This window comes from Pseudomonas sp. NPDC090592 (assembly GCF_044769185.1).
GTDB lineage: Bacteria > Pseudomonadota > Gammaproteobacteria > Pseudomonadales > Pseudomonadaceae > Aquipseudomonas.
The window spans coordinates 25,586-48,170 of record NZ_JBIVXJ010000032.1; the positions used below are offsets into that span (position 1 = coordinate 25,586).

20 protein-coding genes and 1 pseudogene are annotated in these 22,585 nt (G+C 61.9%); 15 read left to right on the plus strand and 6 right to left on the minus strand.

Features of this window, described 5'->3' with window-relative positions; translation table 11 throughout:
- The first annotated feature begins 15 nt into the window (after nucleotides 1-15).
- On the plus strand, nucleotides 16-972 hold the full coding sequence (locus tag ACIQUI_RS23390; protein WP_403203071.1) for a zinc ABC transporter substrate-binding protein: 957 nt from the start codon (nucleotides 16-18) through the stop codon (nucleotides 970-972).
- A gap of 401 nt (nucleotides 973-1,373) precedes the next feature.
- Here ACIQUI_RS23390 and ACIQUI_RS23395 read toward each other — a convergent pair whose 3' ends face one another.
- The 3 genes from ACIQUI_RS23395 to ACIQUI_RS23405 all read right to left on the minus strand — a co-directional run bounded on the left by ACIQUI_RS23395 (nucleotide 1,374) and on the right by ACIQUI_RS23405 (nucleotide 3,451).
- The gene (locus ACIQUI_RS23395) at nucleotides 1,374-1,670 is read right to left on the minus strand and encodes a hypothetical protein (protein WP_403203105.1); all 297 of its coding nucleotides are present in this window, start codon (nucleotides 1,668-1,670) and stop codon (nucleotides 1,374-1,376) included.
- A 473-nt stretch (nucleotides 1,671-2,143) separates the two neighbouring features.
- On the minus strand, nucleotides 2,144-3,094 hold the full coding sequence (locus ACIQUI_RS23400; protein WP_403203072.1) for a homoserine kinase: 951 nt from the start codon (nucleotides 3,092-3,094) through the stop codon (nucleotides 2,144-2,146).
- A 69-nt stretch (nucleotides 3,095-3,163) separates the two neighbouring features.
- Nucleotides 3,164-3,451: a DUF2782 domain-containing protein gene (locus ACIQUI_RS23405; RefSeq protein ID WP_010951520.1), complete on the minus strand. Its 288-nt coding sequence runs from the start codon at nucleotides 3,449-3,451 to the stop codon at nucleotides 3,164-3,166.
- A 75-nt stretch (nucleotides 3,452-3,526) separates the two neighbouring features.
- On the opposite strand from ACIQUI_RS23405, the gene polA reads away from it, so the two are divergent.
- Nucleotides 3,527-6,277: a DNA polymerase I gene (polA, locus tag ACIQUI_RS23410; RefSeq protein ID WP_403203073.1), complete on the plus strand. Its 2,751-nt coding sequence runs from the start codon at nucleotides 3,527-3,529 to the stop codon at nucleotides 6,275-6,277.
- Nucleotides 6,278-6,706: 429 nt separating this feature from the next.
- Here the strand turns inward: polA and yihA are convergent, their stop codons facing one another.
- Entirely contained in the window at nucleotides 6,707-7,339 is a 633-nt protein-coding gene (yihA, locus tag ACIQUI_RS23415; protein ID WP_019099202.1) for a ribosome biogenesis GTP-binding protein YihA/YsxC, read from the minus strand.
- 193 nt (nucleotides 7,340-7,532) lie between these two features.
- Between yihA and ACIQUI_RS23420 the strand changes: the two genes are divergently transcribed.
- From ACIQUI_RS23420 to ACIQUI_RS23450, 7 genes and pseudogenes are all read left to right on the plus strand, one after another.
- Nucleotides 7,533-7,835: a c-type cytochrome gene (locus ACIQUI_RS23420; protein WP_403203106.1), complete on the plus strand. Its 303-nt coding sequence runs from the start codon at nucleotides 7,533-7,535 to the stop codon at nucleotides 7,833-7,835.
- 31 nt (nucleotides 7,836-7,866) lie between these two features.
- Nucleotides 7,867-8,484: a c-type cytochrome gene (locus ACIQUI_RS23425; protein ID WP_403203074.1), complete on the plus strand. Its 618-nt coding sequence runs from the start codon at nucleotides 7,867-7,869 to the stop codon at nucleotides 8,482-8,484.
- A 352-nt stretch (nucleotides 8,485-8,836) separates the two neighbouring features.
- Nucleotides 8,837-9,469 carry a thiol:disulfide interchange protein DsbA gene (dsbA, locus tag ACIQUI_RS23430; protein ID WP_403203075.1) on the plus strand — a complete coding sequence of 211 codons (633 nt, stop codon included), beginning with the start codon at nucleotides 8,837-8,839 and terminating at the stop codon, nucleotides 9,467-9,469.
- Between the two features lie 33 nt (nucleotides 9,470-9,502).
- A pseudogene (locus ACIQUI_RS23435) lies at nucleotides 9,503-10,335 on the plus strand (endonuclease/exonuclease/phosphatase family protein).
- 27 nt (nucleotides 10,336-10,362) lie between these two features.
- Nucleotides 10,363-12,291, plus strand: a complete 1,929-nt coding sequence (locus ACIQUI_RS23440; RefSeq protein WP_403203076.1) for a diguanylate cyclase — start codon at nucleotides 10,363-10,365, stop codon at nucleotides 12,289-12,291.
- 80 nt (nucleotides 12,292-12,371) lie between these two features.
- Nucleotides 12,372-13,160, plus strand: coding sequence for an N-acetylmuramoyl-L-alanine amidase (locus ACIQUI_RS23445; protein WP_403203077.1), 789 nt, complete (start codon nucleotides 12,372-12,374; stop codon nucleotides 13,158-13,160).
- A 78-nt stretch (nucleotides 13,161-13,238) separates the two neighbouring features.
- The gene (locus ACIQUI_RS23450; RefSeq protein ID WP_403203078.1) at nucleotides 13,239-14,843 is read left to right on the plus strand and encodes an EAL domain-containing protein; all 1,605 of its coding nucleotides are present in this window, start codon (nucleotides 13,239-13,241) and stop codon (nucleotides 14,841-14,843) included.
- A 121-nt stretch (nucleotides 14,844-14,964) separates the two neighbouring features.
- Here the strand turns inward: ACIQUI_RS23450 and ACIQUI_RS23455 are convergent, their stop codons facing one another.
- Nucleotides 14,965-16,746 carry a KinB sensor domain-containing domain gene (locus tag ACIQUI_RS23455; protein ID WP_403203079.1) on the minus strand — a complete coding sequence of 594 codons (1,782 nt, stop codon included), beginning with the start codon at nucleotides 16,744-16,746 and terminating at the stop codon, nucleotides 14,965-14,967.
- Nucleotides 16,743-18,089: a sigma-54-dependent response regulator transcription factor AlgB gene (gene algB, locus ACIQUI_RS23460; protein ID WP_403203080.1), complete on the minus strand. Its 1,347-nt coding sequence runs from the start codon at nucleotides 18,087-18,089 to the stop codon at nucleotides 16,743-16,745. The genes ACIQUI_RS23455 and algB overlap by 4 nt, the downstream gene beginning before the upstream one ends.
- Nucleotides 18,090-18,298: 209 nt before the next feature.
- Here algB and ACIQUI_RS23465 point away from each other — a divergent pair, with 209 nt between their 5' ends.
- The 6 genes from ACIQUI_RS23465 (at nucleotide 18,299) to gltP (ending at nucleotide 22,337) form a co-directional block, all read left to right on the plus strand.
- Entirely contained in the window at nucleotides 18,299-19,120 is an 822-nt protein-coding gene (locus ACIQUI_RS23465) for a BON domain-containing protein (RefSeq protein ID WP_403203081.1), read from the plus strand.
- 174 nt (nucleotides 19,121-19,294) lie between these two features.
- Entirely contained in the window at nucleotides 19,295-19,585 is a 291-nt protein-coding gene (locus ACIQUI_RS23470; RefSeq protein WP_403203082.1) for a hypothetical protein, read from the plus strand.
- Nucleotides 19,586-19,627: 42 nt separating this feature from the next.
- Nucleotides 19,628-19,789, plus strand: coding sequence for a DUF1328 domain-containing protein (locus tag ACIQUI_RS23475; protein WP_003252966.1), 162 nt, complete (start codon nucleotides 19,628-19,630; stop codon nucleotides 19,787-19,789).
- Nucleotides 19,790-19,791: 2 nt separating this feature from the next.
- Entirely contained in the window at nucleotides 19,792-20,262 is a 471-nt protein-coding gene (locus tag ACIQUI_RS23480) for an inhibitor of vertebrate lysozyme family protein (protein ID WP_403203083.1), read from the plus strand.
- Between the two features lie 291 nt (nucleotides 20,263-20,553).
- A complete protein-coding gene (locus ACIQUI_RS23485) occupies nucleotides 20,554-20,940 on the plus strand; it encodes a hypothetical protein (RefSeq protein WP_403203084.1) in 387 nt (128 codons plus the stop codon).
- Between the two features lie 68 nt (nucleotides 20,941-21,008).
- Nucleotides 21,009-22,337 (plus strand): glutamate/aspartate:proton symporter GltP, encoded by a 1,329-nt coding sequence (gltP, locus tag ACIQUI_RS23490; protein WP_403203085.1) that lies wholly within the window; start codon nucleotides 21,009-21,011, stop codon nucleotides 22,335-22,337.
- The last annotated feature ends 248 nt before the right edge of the window (nucleotides 22,338-22,585 follow it).

Sequence of the window (22,585 nt, forward strand, 5' to 3'; positions counted from 1 at the left end):
CAGCGACGGTTCTGGATGGAGACGTTATTATGTTACCTGTTTCTGACGACTCGAGTATCCACCGTGTCCCGATTCCTAGCTCTGTTTGTCGCTTTCATCGCATTCTCCGCCCAGGCCGATGTGCGTGTGCTCACCAGTATCAAGCCCCTGCAGCAGATTGCTGCCGCCGTGCAGGATGGCGTTGGCAGCCCGGATGTCCTGCTGCCACCAGGCGCCTCGCCGCACCACTATGCCCTGCGCCCGTCCGACGTACGGAAGGTGGGCGATGCCGACCTGCTGTACTGGGTCGGCCCGGACATGGAGAACTTCCTGCCGCGGGTGCTGGGCAGCCGCAGCAAGCCCACCGTGGCCGTGCAGTCGCTGACTGGCATGAAGTTGCGTCATTTTGGCGAGGACAGCCATTCCCATGAGGAAGAAGGCCACGACGATCATGACCACGATCACCGCCCAGGCAGCCTGGATGCTCACTTGTGGCTATCGTCGGTCAATGCGCGGGTAATCGCGGCAAAAATGGCGGCTGACCTGGCCCAGGTCGATCCGACCAATGCAGTCCGCTACCAGAGCAACCTGAAGGACTTCGACGAGCGCCTGGACGCGCTGGATGCGCGGATCAAGGCGCGGGTGGCAGGCATTGCCGACAAGCCGTACTTCGTGTTCCACGAAGCGTTCGACTACTTCGAGGCTGAATATGGCTTGAAGCATACCGGGGTGTTCAGCGTGGCGTCCGAGGTGCAGCCGGGGGCGCAGCATGTGGCTGCCATGCGTAAGCGCCTGCAGGAAGTGGGCAAGACCTGCGTGTTCAGCGAACCGCCACTGCGCCCGCGCCTGGCCGAGACCCTGACGGCAGGGTTGCCGGTGCGCCTGGCCGAGCTGGATGCACTGGGTGGTACTGATCCGGTGGATGGCAAGGGCTATGAGCGTTTGCTGGAGAAGCTGGGTGGTGATCTGGCTGGGTGCCTGGAGCAGTTGTAATCCGGGTTTGCCTTGAATCCTGCAGTAGATTGCATCAAGGCGGCCAGGTGCTTGCCTTGATGCTTTCAGCGCCTGCGAGATCGAGCGCCGCCCGCGCGGCGCTTCGCGGGACAAGCCCGCTCCCACATCTGTTTCCGGCCAGTCGCTCCTGTGAGGTCACCTCTGGCCGCCTTGTGTGTCCCATTCGATATCGAAGGGTACGCCACTGCATCTCATCAATCTCCAGCCTTGCACCAAGGCTGCAGCCTATCTGGCACAGGAATAATTGGCCCGAAACAGATGTGGGAGCGGGCTTGCCCCGCGAAGCGCCGCGCGGGCGGCGCTCAATCTCACAGGCGCAGAAACCCTCTAGGCGGGCACCTGTCAGCCCTCACCCAATCCCCCGCCAAGCACCTCCAGCCTCACACCTTCTTCTGCGGATCAGTCGGCGACTCGATCCCATCGAGTATCGCCTCCACTAACCCCTCCGCCAGCTCAATGGAGTGCAGGCTCGACCAATACATGCCACGGCCCTCTTCGCGCAGGTATTCCAAAGCCTTGGAGCCCGTCTCATACGCACCACGCAGGTACAGAGCGACATGGACCAGAGCATCCTCGGCAGAAATGTTCGGGTTTACAGTGAACAGTGGTTCGTGGCCAGCATCGCAGCGGCCAAAGGGGCGAGTAGATGTGCAGGGTAAAGGTGGATCGGGGACAATTTTTTAGCCATCGGAAAATGCTCCTCAATGCCGCCACCCATCACTACCACGTGAATGGGTGGCGGCTGTACGCGAGGTGGTAGACCCGGGCATTTTCCAATCCAGGCAGGCTCGAAAGCCTCCCACGCACAGCCGCCATAGACTGTCATGGAACAAATGCATCCGGGCTACCACACCCGATCGCCAAGTTATTCGGCGATGGATTAAGCCTTAGAGACACTGGTTCCCACTGAGAAGGTGATGGCAGGGGACGCGGCTCGTAGGATATTTCCCAAGCTGCAAGCTGGACAGCCATTCGAGACAAAATCAGAAAAACCTGAAGCAGCGCACGTCCGTTGTAGGAGCGGCCTTGTGTCGCGAAAGGGCCGCAGAGCGGCCCCAGGATCTCAGCGTCGCAGCAGAAATTGCCGGGGCCGCTTTGCGGCCCTTTCGCGACACAAGGCCGCTCCTACAAAGAGCAATCGCGGCTGGGTTCAGAGAGCAAACGGCAGGTGCAAAGCCACCTGCTGGCGCTGTGCCAGGCGCACTTCAAACTCGCTCGGGTCATGGATCATCACATCCATCCCGGCAAACGATTCCGCCGCAATCAGGCGCGACAGCCAGAAGCGCACACAGCCTACCCGCAACATTTCCGGCCACAGTTCGGCCTCGGCTGCAGTGAACGGCCGCAGCGCCGCGTAGGCTGCCAGCAGCGCCTGGGCACGTGGCATATCGATCGCGCCGTGCTCATCCAGGCACCAGTCGTTCACGGTGATGGCGATGTCATACAGCATCGGCCCCGAGCAGGCGTTGTAGAAGTCGATCACGCCGGTCAGGTGGGTGCCTTCGAACATCACGTTGTCGCGGAACAGGTCGGCATGCAGGTTGGCCCGTGGCAAGGCCAGGATCTGCGCCTTGTGCGCGGTGATTTCATCCAGCGCTGGCTGCAGCAGCGCAGCTTGCTCGGCAGTCAGGCGTGGCAGCAGCTCGGAACCGGAGGCCAGCATCCAGTCCAGGCCACGGTCGGTGCGGCGCTCGATGATGTGCTCGCGGGTGGCCAGGTGGATGTGTGCCAGCAGTTCGCCGACCTGGGCGCAGTGCTGGTTGTTCGGCCCCTTGATGTGTTTGCCCGACAACCGCGGTTGCAGCAGCGCCGGCTTGCCGCACAGCTCGCGCAGGCCTTTGCCGTCGCGGTCGCGAATGGCATAGGGCACCGGCATGTCGGCAGCGTGCAGGGTGTCGAGCAGTTCGATGAAGAACGGCATGTCTTCGCTTGGCCCACGCTCGATCAGCGTCAGGACGAACTCCCCCTGTTCGAGGCTGACGAAGAAATTGCTGTTCTCGGTGCCGGCGGCAATGCCCTGGAAGTCGAGCAGACGGCCCAGCTCGTACGGCGCCAGAAAGGTTTCCAGCTCAGGCCGGGTCACGGGGGTGAAGACTGACATGATGAAAAATTGCCCATACGGGCACTTCCGCCGGGAAGTGCCGGGTTGATGTGAACGGTGCGCGTCAGATTACCACTCGAAGATCTTCCAGGACGGAATCAGCATGTCCGGCTGGTCGGATCGAATGAAATTGGCATCAGTGCCATCGGCGCGTACCAGAAAATAAGGCTTGCCGTTTTTCGGCGTGATCTTGATCGCATACAGGAACCCGTTCTGCCGGTATTCCTGGATGGTTTTATCGCCTTCCGTGCGAATGGTCACCTCGGGATCGGCCGAGGGGGCGTCGTCCGCCGCCAGGGTAACGACAGGCATGGTTGCCAACAGGCCGAGCAGTAACAGGCGATTGAGTGTACGCATGATAACCTAGTCCCTTTGTCGTCAATGATTCTGGCTATTCTAGCGCCGGACCCGTCGAAAAGGTTGATTCTGCTCATGAGCCAAGCGCCCCTCGTCCTGGTGGACGGTTCCTCCTACCTGTACCGTGCCTTCCACGCCTTGCCGCCGCTGACCACGTCCAAGGGCATGCCGACCGGTGCGGTGAAGGGTGTGCTGAACATGCTCAAGAGCCTGCGCAGGCAATACCCCGACAGCCTGTTCGCGGTGGTATTCGACGCCAAGGGCGGCACCTTCCGCGACGCCATGTTCGCCGAATACAAGGCCAACCGCCCAAGCATGCCCGACGACCTGCGGGTGCAGGTCGAGCCGCTGCATGCCAGCGTCAAGGCGCTGGGCTACCCGCTGCTGTGCGTCGAAGGGGTCGAGGCCGATGACGTGATCGGTACCCTGGCGCGCAGCAGTGCCACCCAAGGCCGCCCGGTGATTATCTCGACCGGCGACAAGGACATGGCGCAGCTGGTGGACGGCCACGTGACCTTGGTCAACACCATGACCGGCAGCGTGATGGACGTTGCCGGCGTGCACGAAAAGTTTGGCGTCGGCCCGGAACACATCATCGACTTCCTCGCCCTGATGGGCGACAAGGTCGACAACATTCCCGGCGTGCCGGGCGTGGGCGAAAAGACCGCGGTCGGCCTGCTGACCGGTATCGGCGGCGGCCTCAGCGACCTGTACGCCAACCTCGACAAGGTTCCGACCCTGGCCATCCGCGGCGCCAAGACCTTACCGGCCAAGCTCGAGGAGCACCGCGATTCGGCGTTCCTGTCCTACGAACTGGCCACCATCAAGTGCGACGTGCCGCTGGATGTCGAGGTCGAGGCGCTGGTGTGCGGTGAGCCGGACCGCGATGCGCTGCTGGCGCTGTACACCGAAATGGAGTTCAAGAGCTGGGTCGCCGAGGTACAGCGCGAGGCGAGCAAGGCGGGCGATGATCTCGCCCCGGTGGTCGACGAACCGGCGGCCAAGGTTGAACCGAAATACGAAACCATTCTCGACCAGGCCCGTTTCGACGCCTGGCTGGAAAAGCTGCGCCAGGCCCCGCTGTTCGCCTTCGACACCGAGACCACCGGCCTGGACGCTCAGCAGGCGCAGCTGGTCGGCCTGTCGTTCGCCGTCGAACCGCATGAAGCAGCCTATGTGCCGTTGACCCATGATTACGAAGGCGCGCCGGCCCAGCTGGACTGCGAGGCCGTGCTGCTGGCGCTGAAGCCGCTGCTGGAGGACCCGGCCAAGGCCAAGGTCGGGCAGAACGCCAAGTACGACATCAACATCCTCGCCAATGCCTCGCCGGCCATTGAAATGCGCGGCGTGGCCTACGACACCATGCTCGAGTCGTATGTGCTCAACTCCACTGCGACCCGTCACGACATGGACAGCCTGGCGCAGAAGTACCTCGACCACAGCACCATCGCCTTCGAGGACATCGCCGGCAAGGGTGCCAAGCAGCTGACCTTCAACCAGATCAATCTGGACAAGGCCGGCCCCTACGCCGCCGAAGACGCCGATATCACCCTGCGCCTGCACCATGCGCTGCAGGCCCGCCTGGCACAGACGCCAAGCCTGCAGCCGGTGTTGATGGACATCGAGATGCCACTGGTGCCGGTGCTGGCCAAGATCGAGCGCCAGGGTGCGTTGGTCGATGCTGCCCTGCTGCACGTACAAAGCGGTGAGCTGGGCGTGAAAATGGCCGAACTGGAGCAGCGTGCCTTTGAGCTGGCTGGCGAGGAATTCAACCTCGGTTCGCCCAAGCAGCTGGGTTCGATCCTCTACGACAAGCTGGGCATGCCGGTGCTGAGCAAGACTGCCAAGGGCCAGCCATCCACTGCCGAAGCCGTACTCGACGAGCTGGCCGAGCAAGGTTACCCGCTGCCCGAAGTGCTGATGCAGTACCGCAGCCTGAGCAAGCTCAAGAGCACCTACACCGACAAGCTGCCGGGCCAGATCAACCCGCGCACCGGGCGTATCCACACCTCGTACCAGCAGGCGGTGGCGGCCACAGGCCGGCTGTCGTCGAGCGACCCGAACCTGCAGAACATCCCGATCCGTACTGCCGAAGGCCGGCGTATCCGTCAGGCCTTCATTGCCAGCCCGGGCTACAAGCTGCTCGCGGCGGACTACTCGCAGATCGAGTTGCGCATCATGGCCCACCTGGCCAAGGACGAAGGCTTGCTGCATGCCTTCCGCAACGACCTGGATGTGCACCGTGCCACGGCGGCGGAGGTGTTCGGTGTAGCCCTGGAAGACGTCACAACCGACCAGCGCCGCAAGGCCAAAGCCATCAACTTCGGCCTGATCTACGGCATGAGTGCCTTCGGCCTGGCCAAGCAGATCGGTGTCGACCGTAAACAATCGCAGGACTACATCGACCGCTACTTCGCCCGCTATCCGGGCGTGCTGGCCTACATGGAGCGCACCCGCGCCCAGGCCGCCGAGCAAGGCTTTGTCGAAACCCTGTTCGGCCGCCGCCTGTACCTGCCGGACATCAACGCCAAGAACCCGGCCCTGCGCAAAGGCGCCGAGCGCACGGCAATCAACGCGCCGATGCAGGGCACCGCGGCCGACATCATCAAGCGGGCCATGGTCAATGTGGACAACTGGCTGAGCGAGAGCGGGCTGGATGCCCGGGTGATCCTGCAGGTACACGACGAACTGGTACTCGAGGTGCGTGAAGACCTGGTTCAGCAGGTGAAAGATGAAATTCGCCAGCACATGAGCAAGGCCGCGGAACTGGATGTACCGCTGCTGGTAGAGGCAGGAATTGGTGCGAATTGGGACGAAGCTCACTGATTGAGCGGGGAAAGCTGTGTAGGATCTGCGACGTAGTGACGCGGATCCTGGCACCGCTCAGTGCCATTGGTACTGAAGTTTCATGAAACTATCGCAAATAGTTTTGAGGGCTTTGGAACTAAACCGGTGAACCGGAACTCAGAGTAACTGAATGGCTGGTGAAGCCCTTCGATGCTCCTATGTTGTGTTAAGTGTTGGCAGATATCTGGACCCCGCCCTAGCGGTCCGGACTTGGACCCCGAACTTCCCCCTCCCCATACGAAGTCCGGGGTTTTTTTTGCCCGGAATTTGACCTGAGCCTGGTGAGTAACACTGTGGGAGCGGGCGTGCCCGCGAACCTGGGCGAAGCCCAGGCCATGCTCCGCGCTGGATGCTTCGCGGGCACGCCCGCTCCCACAGTAATGTCCGCCAAAGGGGACGATGCGGGCCTCAGGCCACAGGCTTGTCTTCCAGCTCCATCCAGTCCGCCAACACCCGGTAGGCATCTTCCACGCCCAGGCGTTTGGGCGCCGAGAACAGCTGGATGGTCACGCCATCACCCCAACCCTTGCGGATTTCCGACTGCACTTTCAGCAAGGTGTTCTTGCCCGCACCATGGGTCAGCTTGTCAGCCTTGGTCAGCAGGATGTGCATCGGCATGCTGCTGGCCTTGGCCCAGTCGAGCATCATCTTGTCGAAGTCGGTCATCGGGTGACGCACGTCCATCATCAGGATCACGCCACGCAGGCACTCCCGGCTGCCCAGGTAGGCTTCCAGGTGTTTCTGCCAGTGCTGCTTGAGCGGAATAGGCACTTTTGCATAACCGTAACCCGGCAAGTCGACCAAACGCCGTTCATCGTCCAGACTGAAGAAATTCAGCAGCTGGGTGCGCCCGGGGGTTTTCGAGGTACGCGCCAGGCTGGCATGGGTCAGGGTGTTGAGGGCGCTGGATTTGCCGGCGTTGGAGCGGCCGGCGAAAGCCACCTCGTAACCCTGGTCGTCCGGGCATTGTTCGACCTTGGCAGCGCTGAGGGCGAATTTGGCTTTCTGGCAGAGGCCGAGGATGGGGTTCTTGACTTGCATGGGATATCCGATGTGGGTGTTGCCAAAGCCTAGGCTGGCAAGCGGTGTCGTTTCCGTTTGGCTGACAGAAGTATATAATGCCCCAGTTTTTGTGTGCCCATTCTTCCAGCGAAGGAGAACGGGCATGGGGTGCCGAACTATAGCTTGCGCATCAGAACGCAGCGCGTCCCCCAACCCTGTCAGGTCGTTTCGCCTGGCGAAATGGCTGCTAGCTGTCGGTATGTTCCTGCCGTATTTCAGCGCACAGGCTACACAGGATCCCAAGGCGTTGTACAACCGCACGTGTGCGGCCTGTCACGCCGGGCAGTTGCCACAGGCACCCAGGCAGGGTGACCGGGCAATGTGGGAGCCAAGGCTGGCGCAAGGCATGGATGTACTGGTCAAGCACGTGACCCAGGGTTTCAAGGCTATGCCGCCGCGTGGATTGTGCATGGACTGCAGTGCCGAGGACTACCGTTTGGTCATCCTTTGGATGAGCGGCAGTCCCGATACATAACATTTCACCCTTAGCCGTGTTGGATTAGCTGATGAACAAACTAGTCGTGAGTCTGCTGTTGACCCTGGGTGTCGCAGGTGCGGCCACTGCTGCGCAACCTGTCAAAGGCGATGCCGCCGCCGGCCAGGCCAAGACGGCCGTCTGTGGCGCCTGCCACAACCCCGACGGCAACAGCCTGGCACCGAACTTCCCGAAACTGGCCGGCCAGGGCCAGCGTTACCTTGAAAAACAACTGCACGATATCAAGTCGGGCAAGCGCACGGTGCTGGAGATGACCGGCATGCTCGCCGCGTTCAGCGACCAGGACCTGGCCGACATCGCCGCCTACTTCTCCAGCCAGAAAGGCAGCGTGGGTGCTGCCGATCCCCAGCTGGTCGAACGTGGCCGCGCGCTGTTCAATGGCGGCGATCTGGAAAAAGGCATGCCGGCCTGCACCGGCTGCCACTCGCCCAACGGTGGTGGTATCGCCCTGGCCGGCTTCCCGCATCTAAGTGGGCAGCACTCGCAGTACGTGACCAAGCAGCTGACCGACTTCCGCGAAGGCAACCGCACCAACGATGGCGACGCCATGACCATGCGTACCATCGCCGGCAAGCTGAGCAACCACGACATCGAAGCGTTGGCCAGCTACATCCAGGGCCTGCACTGACTGGCGGCCTGGCAGCTTGTGGGAGCAACTGTCTTGCTCAGGATTTGAAGAGCCTGCGCAATCTCTGTGGGAGCGGGCTTGCCCGCGAACACCGGCAAAGCCGGTGCCATCCACTGCGTTGCCTGTTTCGCGGGCGCGCCCGCTCCCACAATGATCGCGTCCCACAGCGAGCGCGATGGTCGTGCCAGATGGCTGCATTAACTTTCAGTTAATGTTGTAGGCCAATGATGAAAGGGCGGCTGGACCGCCCTTTTTTCCGTCCGCTGCCGTTACACTACAGAACTCGCGCCCTTCCCGACCTGTCCCAGTATTGGTCCCGTCGTGGCGACCCATGAATGCTCAGGAGTAAAGCATGCGTAAACTGATTCTCAGCGCTGCGCTGGTCGCCGCCAGCGTATTTGGTATGACTGCCGTCCAGGCCGCCGAGCCTGTTGCCGGCAAGGAATACATCGAGCTGAGCAACCCTGTTCCGGTTTCCGTGCCTGGCAAGATCGAAGTGGTCGAGCTGTTCTGGTACGGCTGCCCACACTGCTACCACTTCGAGCCAACCATCAACCCTTGGGTCGAAAAACTGCCCGAGGACGTCAATTTCAAACGTGTTCCAGCCATGTTCGGCGGCCCATGGGACGCACACGGCCAGATGTTCCTCACCCTCGAGGCCATGGGCGTCGAGCACAAGGTGCATGCCGCAGTATTCGATGCCATCCAGAACAAGCGCAAGCGCCTGACCGACCCGCAGGACATGGCTGATTTCCTCGCCACCGAGGGCGTGGACAAGGACAAGTTCCTCGCCACCTTCAACTCGTTCGCCATCAAGGGCCAGGTCAATCAGGCCAAGGAGCTGGCGAAGAAGTACGAAATCACCGGCGTACCGAGCATGGTCGTCAACGGCAAGTACCGCTTCGACCTGGGTACCGCTGGCGGGCCGGAAGAGGTGCTGAACGTCGCCGACCAGCTGATCGCCAAGGAGCGCGCCGCCAAGTAGGCGGCGCAACCATGCCCCGCTTCAGAACCACGCGTGGCATTGGCCTGCACCAGCCGCAGGTCAACGAGCATCACCTGCAGGCCAGCGGCCTGCCCGAGGATGGTCGCCTGCGGCTGCTCAGTTTCAACATCCAGGTGGGTATCAGCACTGAACGCTACCGGCATTACCTGACCCGCAGCTGGCAGCATTTGCTGCCGCATAACGGGCGGGCCGGCAACCTGCAGAAAATCGGTGAATTGCTGGGCGACTTCGACCTGGTGGCCTTGCAGGAAGCCGATGGTGGCAGCCTGCGCTCAGGCTACGTCAATCAGGTCGAGCACCTGGCTCAACTGGGGGCCTTCCCCTACTGGTACCAGCAACTCAACCGCAACCTCGGGCGTTTCGCCCAGCACAGCAATGGTGTGCTCAGCCGCCTGAAGCCGCAGTTGCTTGAAGACCACCCGTTGCCCGGCCCTGCCGGCCGCGGGGCGATCCTTGTGCGTTTTGGTGAAGGTGAAGATGCGCTGATCGTGGTGATGATGCACCTGGCGCTTGGTGCCAAGACCCGCGCCCTGCAACTGGGCTACATCCGTGAGCTGATTGGCGGTTACCGTCACCAGGTGCTGATGGGCGATATGAACACCCATGCCACCGACCTGCTGGAGCACTCGCCGCTGCGCGACCTGGGCCTGATTGCCCCGCAAGTCGAGGCCACCTTCCCCAGCTGGCGACCTCAGCGTTGCCTGGACCATATCCTGCTCAGTCCAAGCCTCACGCTGGAGCGTGTCGAGGTGCTGGCACGGCCAATTTCCGACCACCTTCCCGTTGCTGTCGAGATTCGATTGCCTGATGCATTGACTGTGGATACGCTGCCGGTCTTGAGCTAATTGCCATCACCGTTTGCGGACCCGGGCATGACTGAAGACGCTGAGCGCTGGAAAGAAAAATACCTTAAGAGCATCGAGCAGCAAGAAAAGCTTGAGCGCCGTTGGGACGCCCGTCTCGACCTGCTGCGCCGTGGCCTGGTGCGTAGCAGCCTGGCTGCCGAAGGCAGTGACAAGGTAGTGGACGCGTGCATGAAGGAAATGCGCGAAGTCATTCGCAGCGACAACATGGACGCCGGCCTCGCTGGGTTGATCCCGCGCCTGGAAAAAGCGGTGCTGGACTCCGAACAGCGCCGGGAAACCCGCATGAACCAGGTCAGTGACGCCTTGACTGCGCTGGTTGGTCAACTGCAAGGCTTGCCGCTGCCCAGCGATATCTCGCGCCCTTTGAAAAAGCTGGCGAAGAAGCTCGATGGTGGTGTTGCCCAATCCCGCGACCTGCCGCCCTTGCTGGGTGAGCTGAGTGGCTTGCAGGGCCGTGCCCTTTCAGCACTTGGCAAACCGGAGGACGAATCCCGGCCCGGCTTTTTGCAGCGCTTGTTCGGTAGCCGCGAAGACGACTCGCAAAGCGACCCAGTGCCTGTGCCGGTAACAGTACCTGCCGGCAACGCGCCCCCTCCGGCCGCGCAGGCCAGTATCGAAGCCCCGCAGCCCGATGATGTGGATGCGCTACAACCGCTGGCAGCCCCTGCCGCAGAAGTAAGCCTGCCGCCCTTGCCGGAGATTCAGGTAGCGGGCCCGGCGCTGATCGAAACGCCTGAAATCCCCGCCTTCCAGCCGCCGCAGGAGGTTGAAGCGCTGGAACCGCAAGCGTCCAACCCCGAACCCCTGGTAGAAGCACAACCGGCACCCACGCTCGAAGAAACATTCGGCGAAGACGGGCCCTATGCCCTGCCCTATGCCGTCGAGCCACCCTACAGCCAGGTTGCCGCGCACATCGAGCAGACCCTGATCGGCCTGCTCGACGACCTCAGCCTGCCCGAACGGCACAAGGCCCAGGCGCTGGCAATGCGCGAGCGGGTTGCCCGTGGCCTGAACTGGTATGAGCTGATCCCGGTGCTGGATGACCTGGCGGTGCTCATGCTGGCAATCACCGACAGTGGCCAGCACGAATTCGAAACCTACCTGCAGCAGCTCAACGAACGCCTGGAAGGTTTTCAGAGCCATTTGCAGGAGGCCAGCGCCGGCCATGCCGACAACAGCACCGCTGCCCGCGAGCTGGATACCCAACTGCGTGAGCACGTCGACGGCCTGCAAAGCAGCGTGCAAGGCGCAGCGGATGTGGACAGCCTCAAGCACATCCTGGATAACCGCCTGGAAGGCCTGCTGGTGACCATGGACGAGCACAAACATGAGCGTGACCGCCGCGAACAGGAACTGGCCGGCCGCCTGCAAGGGCTCTCCGAGCGGGTGGCGAACATGGAGCATGAGGCGCTCGGTTACCGGGAGCACCTGGAAGAACAGCGCCAGAAAGCCCTGCTCGACCCCCTCACCGGCCTGCCCAACCGAGCAGCCTGGAGCGAGCGGGTCGAACGCGAAATACTCGAATGGCAGGAGAACGGTGGCCATCTGGCCATGGCGATCCTCGACCTGGATCACTTCAAGCGCATCAACGACAGCTATGGGCACCTGGCCGGGGACAAGGTACTGAAGATTGTCGCCGACCAACTGCGCAAACGCCTGCGCGGTCGAGACTTCATCGCCCGCTTCGGTGGTGAGGAATTTGTCCTGTTACTGCCGCAAACCTCGCCAGCGGCCGCCGCGCAAGTGGCGGAGGTACTGCGGGCAACGGTGGAGGCCTGCCCGTTTCACTTCAAGGGCGAGCGGGTGGTGATCACCACGTCCATCGGCGTGGGAGCGTTCCGCTCTGGCGAGCGCGGTGACCAGGTGCTCAAGCGCGCTGATGCGGCGCTGTACCGGGCCAAGGAGCTGGGGCGCAACCGCGTCGAACAGGGCTAGCCCTGCGAACCCTGACCCGCGGTAAGCGCAGCCAAGGGGAGCACGTTATACTGTAGCGCTCATTCGCTGAGGCCACTGACGTGCTTTCCACGCTTAAAAAAACGCTGATTTCCTTTTTGCTGTTGTCTGTTGCCGGTTGCTCGACGGGCCTGCGCATCGACCGCAGCCACCCCTCGGCCAACCAGGACAACCGTATCCAGTTCGTTGTGCTGCATTACACCAATGCCTCGCTGGAGCGCTCCCTGGCATTGCTTACCCACGGTGAGGTCAGCAGCCATTACCTGATTGGCGATGGCCCGGCGACGGTGTACCAGTTGGTGGATGAAAACCGCCGTGCCTGGCATGCCGGTGAAAGCCAGTGGCAGGGGCGCACCTGGCTGAACTCTTCGTCCATTGGTATCGAGATCGTCAACCCGGGGTTCACCGACACGCCGAATGGCCGGGTCTGGCACCCTTACAGCGAAGCGCAGGTCCAGTCGCTGATCGCGTTGCTCAAGGACATCGTCAAACGTAACAACATCGAACCGCGGCATATCATTGGCCACAGTGATATCGCACCATCACGCAAGCTCGACCCGGGGCCACTGTTCCCCTGGAAGCGCCTGGCCGATGCCGGGCTGGGTATCTGGCCCGATGCCAGTGCAGTAGCACGCCAGCAGGCTTATTTCAGCGTCAACCCGCCAAGCATTGGTTGGTACCAGCAGGAACTGGCGCGGTTTGGCTATCAGGTCGAGCAGACCGGCGTGCTGGATGCTGCCACTCGCCAAGTGATTGCCGCGTTCCAGATGCGCTTCCGCCCGCAGCGTTTCGATGGCATGCCGGATGTGCAGACGGCGGCAATCCTGCAGGTGCTCAACCGGATGCGTTGAGCCAGCAGTGAGGCGCCCAACGGCGAGGATGATTCTTCATTCAGTTGCTATACCTTGGTAATCAACTGGATGCCTTCGATGTCAGCTCTCATTTCTACGTTGCGCCAATTTTTTTACCGCCCCTGGATGCTGGCCACCTTGGCAGCATTGGCCAGCGCAGCACTTTTGCTCTCTGCCAGCATCGGCATTGCCTTGCAGCAGATGAAGCAGAGCGAGAGCGAACAGATGAACGCCCAGGGCGAGCGCTTTCTCGACCGTCTCGAACAGGTATTCGGCCAGCTGCGTGAGGGGGTGGACCTGTTGCAGGCACAGCCCTTGCGTGGCTGTAGCCCAGCGATGCAGGCTGCTTTGCAGCAGGTTGGCCTGAGTTCGCGCTTCATTTATGAAGCGGCTTATGTGGACGGTGACGTCGCTTGCTCCAACCGTGGCGATGAGCGAGCGTTCGAGCCCCTGCGGGCACCTGACATCCAGGGGCCGACCTACAGTTACTGGTTGAACACCACCACCGAACCCAACGAAAACCTGGCGGCGCTGATGCTGGGTCGGGGCAAGTTCGTGGTCTCCACCTCTCGCGGCCACCTGACCGACGTGGTTGACCTGCCCCCGGGCGGCAGCCTGGTGGTGGTGCTGGACAACGGCGCACGGGCCATCCCCGTGCTGGGCCCTCCACAGGTTTGGCCGCCGCCCTCGGCCTGGTCGACCAGCCACAAGTCGCTGCTCGAACTCAGTGACCGCCTGATCTACCGCATGCCGACCAAGTCGCCGGATTACCAACTGGTGCTGATTGCCCCGCGGGCCAGCCTGCCATTGAGGATGAACGGCATGCTCTGGCTGTTGTTCCCCGGCAGTGTACTGGCGGCCTGCTGCATCGGTTGGCTGGTGTTGCAGCTGATCCTGCAACGGCGCTCGATGAGTTCGGAGTTGCAGAATGCCTTGCGCCGTGGGGAACTGCAGGTGCTCTACCAACCGATCTTCGAACTCGACAGCCGACGCTGCGTGGGCGCTGAAGCACTGGTGCGCTGGCGGCGCCCGGATGGCAGCCTGACCAGCCCGGACTTGTTCATCCCGCTGGCAGAAAACACCGGGCAGATTCGCCAGATCACCGACTTTGTCCTGCAGCGCGTGCTCGAACAGCTGGGGCAGTTGCTGCGCTCGCACCCCAAGCTGTACATATCGGTGAACCTGGCCGCCTGCGATGTGATGGTGCCGCGCATTGGCCGGGTGGCGGCGCGCCTGTTGGCGTTGCATCGAGTGGCGCCCAGCCAGATCGCCTTCGAGGTGACCGAGCGTGGCCTGGTCGACGTGGTGGTTGCCCGTGACAACCTGCAAGCGCTGCGCGCTGTGGGGCATCAGGTGCTGATCGACGACTTTGGTACGGGTTACTGCAGCCTGGCGTACTTGCAGACACTGCCGGTGGACTGCCTGAAGATCGACAAGGCGTTCATCGATGCACTGGGCCACGATGCCGCCAGCAGCGGCGTTGCGCCACATATCATCCGCATGGCCCATGACCTGCACCTGCGGGTGATTGCCGAGGGCATCGAATGTGAAGACCAGGCGGTGCTGTTGAACAGTGAAGGGGTCAATTACGGCCAGGGCTGGCTGTTTGCCCGGCCGCTGAACGCCCGGCAGTTTGCCGAGCTGGTCACCCGCGGGCAGCTGCCGCGGCGGGTGGAACATTGAGGCATCCTGTACCGGCCTCTTCGCGGGCACGCCCGCTCCCACAGGTACTGCACAGGTCTCAGCTGCGACGCTACCTCTGTGGGAGCGGGCTTGCCCGCGAAGAGGCCGGTACAGGCAATACTCAAACCGGCAAGGCCATGTAGAACTGTGTCCCCTGCCCCGGCCGGGAAAACACGCCCATGCGCCCGCCATGCAACTGCACGATCTCCTTGCACAACGCCAGCCCCAACCCCGCGCCACCTTTCTTGCGCCCTACCTGCACGAAAGGCTCGAAGATGCGCCCCTGCTGCCCATAGGCAATACCTTCACCGTTGTCCTCGACACTGATGATTACCCGTTCCGCATGCCGCCGCGCATGCAGGCGGATACGCCCGCCGTTGGCGGTATGGCGGACGGCATTGTGCAACAGGTTGTCCAGTACGCGGTCCAGCTGGGCGACATCGGCCTGGATGCGTGGCAACGGTGGTTCCAGCGCCTTGACCAGTTCGATCTTCTTGTTTGCCGCCTGCTCGGCAAAGCGTAGCTGCGCACGCTCCAGCAGTTCATCCAGAGCGCAGGGTGCCAGGTCTAGCTTCTGCAGCCCGCTCTGGTAGCGGCTGAAGTTGAGCAGGTCGTTAATCAGCTGGGTCAGGCGCTGCATTTCTTCGCCAATGGTTTCCAGCAGGTCGTTCTCGCGCGCCTCGGGTGGGAACTTGACCCGCTCGCGCAACAGGCCGAAGGCCATGTGCATGCCGGTTACCGGCGTGCGCAACTCGTGGGAGGCGCGTAGCACGAACTCACTGCGCACCCGTTCGAAGGCCCGTTGTTCGGTCACATCATGCAGCACCATCACTGCACCAAGGATCGGCCCTTGCGGGTGGCTGACCGGCGTCAGGCTGTAGGTGAGCAGGCGCGTTTCTTCATCCACCTCCATGTTCAGGTCTTCTGGCGGCCGGTCCAGGCTCCCGCCGCGCAGCACCTGACGCAGCTGCTGCTCCAGCTCCGGTCGCCGCAGGGCCTCGGCCAAGCTGCTGCCCACGCGGCTGTCGTTCCAGCCCAACTGGCGCTGCGCCACCGGGTTGAGGTGTTCCAGGCGGCCCTGGCGGTCAATGATCAGCAGGCCATCGTCGATGCTGTCCAGCACGGCTTGCAGGCGTTGCTGGCCGGCCAGCAGTTCATCCACGTTGGTGGCCTGGTGCCTGCGCAAGGCATCGGCCATGAGGCCGAAGCGGCGGGTCAGCTGGTTCAGTTCGGTGGCCTGGGTAACGGGCAGGGTGACGTCAAAGTTACCCTTGCCCAGCTGGTCGGCCGCTTTGGCCAAGGCTTCGATCGGCTGGCCGAAGCGGCGCGCGATGTTGTGCGCGGTGATGAAGCCCAGCACCAGCACCACCAGGCCCATCAGGCCAAGTACACCGCTGACCAACAGGGCGCGGTCACGGCTGTGTTCCTCGTTGCGGGTTATCAGGTCCAGGGCCTGCCTGTGGGCGTCGATAAGGTCGGTGCGCACCTGATTGAACGCTGCGCCCAGCGGCTGCTCCACACCCATGCTGCGCGCCGGTGCAGGGCTGTCGCGGTAAGCCTGGAGAAAGGCCTGATAGTTACTGCTGGCCTTGCTGAAACCGGTGCGCTCGCCGCCTTGCTCCAGGCCCTCGGTAAGCAGGGTCTGGAAGTTGTCCTGCAGCAGCCGCAGGTTTTCCGGGGCGGTGTCTTCATCGAGGATCAGCGTCAACTGTTCGCCAAGGTTCTGCCGCAGCTTCAGCCCCACTTCCAGGGCGTGGGTGGTGTCGCGCACCAGTTGCTGTTGCACGGTGGCCATCTGCAGCACACTGACCAGGCCTAGCAGCAACCCAAGCAAGGCCACGGTGACCAGCGCCGAGATACTCAGGAAAAGCCGCGTGCGCAGCTTCATGGTCGGCCACTTCATAGGTTGTACTGCTTGCGCTTGCGGTACAGGGTGGACGCGTCGATGCCCAGGGTCTTGGCGGCCTGGTCAAGGGTGTCGCTGGTTGCCAGCACTGCGCCGATGTGCGCGCGCTCCAGTTCGTCCAGGCTTAGCGCGGCACCCACGCGCGGGGCATTGCCGGCAGGCTGCTCGCCCATGCCCAGGTGGCTGATTTCCACACGTTCCTGCGGGCAGATGATGCTGGCCCGCTCCACCACGTTACGCAGTTCGCGAATGTTGCCGGGCCAGCGGTAGTTGAGCAGGGCGGTGCGTGCTTCATCGCTGAAGCCCCGAGCGGGCCGGGAGTATTCCTTGACGAAGCGGGCGAGGAAGCGGTCGGCCAGGGTCAGGATGTCTTCACTGCGTTCGCGCAGGGGGGGCAGGTGCAAGGTGATGACGTTCAGGCGATACAACAGGTCTTCGCGAAAGCGGCTTTCGCGCACCATTTCTTCGAGGTTGAGGTTGGTGGCCGCCAGGATGCGGACATCGGCGCGCCGGGTCACGGGGTCGCCGACGCGCTCGTATTCCTTGTCCTGAATGAAGCGCAGCAACTTGGGTTGCAAGGTCAGCGGAAAATCGCCGATCTCGTCGAGAAACAGCGTGCCGCCGTCGGCCTGGCTTACCCGGCCAAGGGTGCTTTCGCTGGCGCCGGTGAAAGCCCCGCGGGTGTGGCCGAACAGTTCGCTTTCCATCAGTTCGGCGTTCAGCGACGGGCAGTTGATGGTGACACAGGCTTTGCGCGCGCGCTTGCTCCAGCCATGGATGGCACGGGCCAACTCGCCTTTACCCGTGCCGGATTCACCCAGGATGAGGATGTTGGCGTCGGTGGTGGCGACCTGGCGGGCAGTTTCCAGCACCGCCATCATGGCCGGGCTGTGTGAGTCGAGGCCGTCCTTGGGTTTGCGCACTTCACCTTCCAGGGCCTCCAGGCGTGCCGAAAGCTGGCGCACTTCCAGCTGCTTGGCGGTGGCCAGGCGCAACTGGTCGGGGCTGCATGGCTTGACCAGGTAATCGGCAGCGCCGGCCTGGATGGCATCTACCGCCGTATCGATCGCCGAGTGTGCAGTGACGATCACTACGCGCATCCAGGGTGCCTGGATGCGCATTTGCGCCAGTACGTCCAGGCCATTGTCCTCACCCAGACGCAAATCCAGAAAGCACAGGTCGAACACCTGGCGCTGCAACAGCGCTTCGGCCTGGGCGGCGCTGTTGGCCGTGGCCACGCTATAGCCTTCGTCTTCCAGGCAATAGCGGAAGGTGCGCAGGATCGCGGACTCGTCATCCACCAGCAGAATGCGGCCTTGGTTGTCCTGGGCTGATTCCATTTCCTGCGCTCCTTAGGGATAGGTCTTCAATTAGTGTGGGAAAAATCGGGCAAGTTGCATGGTCAATTCTGAAGGATTCTGTCCTTTGCATGCTAGCCAATGGCCAAAAGCTGACTGCAGACCGCGATATTCCAATGATTTGCTTAGAGGCAGCGGTGGCACATTGGTTGCGATGATTTTTACCTTTTGCCCAAAAGCGAGGCACTGACATGCCATTTTCCTTTCGTACCGCCGTATTGGCAGCCACATTGTTGCCAGTACTCACCCCGGCATTCGCCGACCCTGTGCAGGACGCGCGCCTGGAAGGCGCCCTGCAAACCGCCCTGTCGCTGAACCGTATGCTCGACTCGTTCCGCATCCGGGTTGAAGTGGACGGCAAGCAGGCACGGCTTTCCGGCGAGGTAGAGAACGAGGTCGAGCGGCAGCTTGCCGAAGATGTGGCCCGTGCCACACGAGGCATCGAACACGTGGAGAACCAGCTGCAGGTCAACGCCCAACTGGTTGAGCGCCCGTTGGAGCTGCGTGCCTACGCCCAACGCCTGGAGGACGCCACCCTGGCGGCGGTGATCCGTGCCCGGCTGTTGTGGAGCCGCACCACCGAAAAGGCGCCTATAGAGGTGCAAAGCAGTGAAGGCGTGGTGACCTTGCGCGGCAAGGTCGACAGTGCCGAAGCCAAGGAACTGGCCGGTGTGGTGGCGCGTACCACCGACGGTGTGCACCTGGTCAACAACCTGGTCAGCCTTGATAGCGCCGCCATGGCCAAGGCCCGCGAAAACCCGGTAGGGGCGCCGGCCGGCCCGCAGCCAAGCGACAGCTGGATCATCGACAAGATCCAGAACAGCTACCGCTTCAGCCGCAACCTCGATGGCCTGAACCTGAAAGTGGCCAGCGAAGAAGGCATGGTGCGGCTGTCGGGCGAGGTGGTCAGTGCCGAGCAAAAAACCATCGCTGTGGAGATCGCCCGGCAGATCATTGGCGTGCGCGGGGTGGATGCCGATTTGCTCAAGGTGGCGACCAAGGTTGAAGGCTGATCGTGCAATTCGCACGACCACAGGGGCGGCATCGTGCAGTATACGTGCCCGGCGAGTGACTGTTATGTGGTTAACTCATTGATTTATAAGGATTTTATAAAAGTAAAAATACTGGCATGCAGGCTGCAATTACCTGTTCAGGTTTGAACAAAAATTACAGCAGGAGGAGCCGGCATGAACCGCCAATCCGTCAACCGCTCGCAGAACGCCGCACTGCCCCTGCGCCAGATGCTGTCACTCGGCATGGCGCTGCTGCTGACCTTGGCCGCTGGCCTCTTCTACTACAGCTGGCAGACCGCGCGTCTGGCTGATCAAGTGGCAGCGCAGACTGCCCTGTTGACGCAAATTCAGGCTTCCCGTGCCAACACCCTGGTCAAAGCCGCTGACCCATTGCCAGCCGGCCAGGCCACTGCCTCACCGGCCACTCTGGAAACTGTCGTACCCCAGGACCGCTGGGTCTTCTGACCTGCCGGCCGGACCGATTCTGAAAAAGCAAGGAGAACCACCATGCTGAGCTGGGCTATCACTTTCCTCATCATCGCCATTGTCGCTGCCGTACTGGGCTTCGGTGGTATCGCCGGCGCTGCGACGGGCATCGCGAAGATCCTGTTCATTGTCTTCCTGGTGCTGTTCGTAGCTTCCTTCTTCTTTGGACGTGGACGAGGTTGAAGATGGGCAGGAAGCTTACTGCAGCCCTGGCTGGCGCCCTGTTGCTGGGCGCCAGTGCGGCGGCGATGGCGGCCAATGACGGCCAGGTCCGGGTCGACCAGCTGCTCGGCTCGGACCCGGAGTACCGGGAAACCTGGCAGGACACGATCAAAGGCGAGGAACGCCTGCCCGATTGGGTGGTCAATCTGACCGGCAGTGCCCAGCAGCAGATGTCCGCCGTTACCGAAGACGGCGACAAGTACTTGGTCGGCCCGCTGTGCGAGGCGCAGGACAACTGCACCTACAAGCGGCTGATCGTTGCCTTCAGCTGGGACAAGGATGATGCCTACGGGATGCTCGTGGAAGTGCCCGAGGGCTTGCCGAGCGACAAGTCGCCCACCCGCCACGCGCAGTACCGCTGGCTGGGCAAACCGGACGACGGCATGAAGGCGATGCTGCAGGAGCAGCTCAAGCGTGACCCTAACTGGTACTGAGCATTTATTGCGGGTACTGATGAAAGGTCACCGACTGTCACGTAATAGAAGCTGAACCTTTCTATATTTCAGCCTTCTATGATGCGCCGCCCCGAGGAGGGGTTGCACATGACCAAGGGGTCGGGCTGTTCTGATTGTTACAGGATCGGAGTGGCCTAGGGGTACAGGGAGTGCCTCCAGCAATGGGCCGGGTCAGGAAAGGCGGAATCGGAAGTATCAGGTCGGCGGTGTCATAGGGGATACCTGACCAGACCTGACTTCCGAGGAGCCACGCAGGAATCGCCGCATCCCTTGCGTGATTTTTCTCCTGAGACACATTTTGTCTCGACCGTACATCAACTTTTTTTCGACCTCGATGGCGCTTCTTCAAGTGTCATTTCCGCCATTCGGATTGTCGAACAAGCCATCTTCTTCGCCCTTTTCATACCGTCAAATCTGCCTAAATATGGCGGTTTGGTCTTGTTCGGGATTCCGAACGTTATAAATCAAGCACTTGCGAGCGACCGGTTTTGGTGCAAATTCGTATGCGTAAACGGCATGGGGTATGCGTTTCCGGCATTAGATTTCCCCCTTCCCCATCGCAATAGTTGCCGCCTTTTTCGCTGGCCAGAGCACCCTGTCGCTCGCCTGCGCTGTCCTTACATGAAGTCGCCGGATGGAATGATCCACGGCCTGTGACCTTGCCAACTGCTCTGTCACGGGCGTTTTCGTCCGGTGCCATGACCACTAGAACAAAGGGTAAAGACATGAAGAAGGCAAAACTGAGCCTCGCCTGGCAGATCGTCATCGGTCTGGTCCTGGGCGTTGCAATCGGCGCGCTGCTGAACCACTTCAGCGCGGAAAAGGCCTGGTGGATCAGCAACGTCCTCCAGCCCGCCGGTGACATCTTCATTCGCCTGATCAAGATGATCGTCGTCCCGATCGTGATTTCGTCGCTGATCGTGGGTATCGCCGGGGTTGGCGATGCGAAGAAACTGGGCAGCATCGGCCTGAAGACCATCATCTACTTCGAGGTGGTGACCACCATCGCCATCGTTGTCGGCCTGGTGCTGGCCAACCTGTTCCATCCGGGCGCCGGCATCGATATGAGCACCTTGGGTACCGTGGACATTTCCAAGTACCAGGCCACTGCGGCCGAGGTGCAGCATGAGCACGCCTTCATCGAGACCCTGCTGAACCTGATCCCGTCGAACATCTTCGCAGCGCTGATGCGTGGCGAAATGCTGCCGATCATCTTCTTCTCGGTCATGTTCGGCCTGGGCTTGTCGAGCCTGCAGGCAGAGCTGCGCGACCCGCTGGTACGCACCTTCCAGGCCGTATCGGAAACCATGTTCAAGGTCACCCACATGATCATGAACTACGCCCCGATCGGCGTGTTCGCCCTGATCGCCGTGACCGTGGCCAACTTCGGCTTCAGCTCGCTGCTGCCGCTGGCCAAGCTGGTGCTGCTGGTGTACTTCGCCATCGCCTTCTTCGCCTTCATGGTGTTGGGCCTGGTTGCCCGCGTGTTTGGCTTCTCGGTGATCAAGATCATGCGCATCATGAAAGATGAGCTGATCCTGGCCTACTCCACCTCCAGCTCCGAAACCGTGCTGCCGCGCGTGATCGAGAAGATGGAGAAGTACGGTGCGCCGAAGTCGATCTGCTCGTTCGTGGTACCGACTGGCTACTCCTTCAACCTGGACGGTTCGACCCTGTACCAGAGCATCGCGGCCATCTTCATTGCCCAGCTGTACGGTATCGACCTGTCGTGGAGCCAGCAGCTGCTGCTGGTCCTGACCCTCATGGTCACCTCCAAAGGTATCGCTGGCGTACCGGGCGTGTCGTTCGTGGTGCTGCTGGCCACCCTGGGCAGCGTGGGCATTCCGCTGGAAGGCCTGGCCTTCATCGCCGGTGTCGACCGCATCATGGACATGGCCCGTACCGCGCTGAACGTTGTAGGCAACGCCCTGGCTGCGCTGGTCATCGCGCGTTGGGAAGGCATGTACGATGCCGCCAAGGGCGAGCAGTACTACGCCTCGCTGATGGCCGGCAAGCAGGAAGCCGCAGTGGTTGGCGAAGCCGTCAAGCGCTAAGCCTGATAGCTGTTTGACAAAAAGCCCCGATTTGTCGGGGCTTTTTGTTGTCTGTGAGATCTTGAGATGGTCGCGGACTCTTGTAGGAGCGGCCTTGTGTCGCGAAAGGGCCGCAAAGCGGCCCCGGCAATTTGTGCAGCGAAGCTGAAATTCTGGGGGCGCTGCGCACCCCTTTCGCGACACAAGGCCGCTCCTACAGAGGACCGGGTGAGCTTCGGAATACGCTATCATTCGGGCATTTTTCAGGG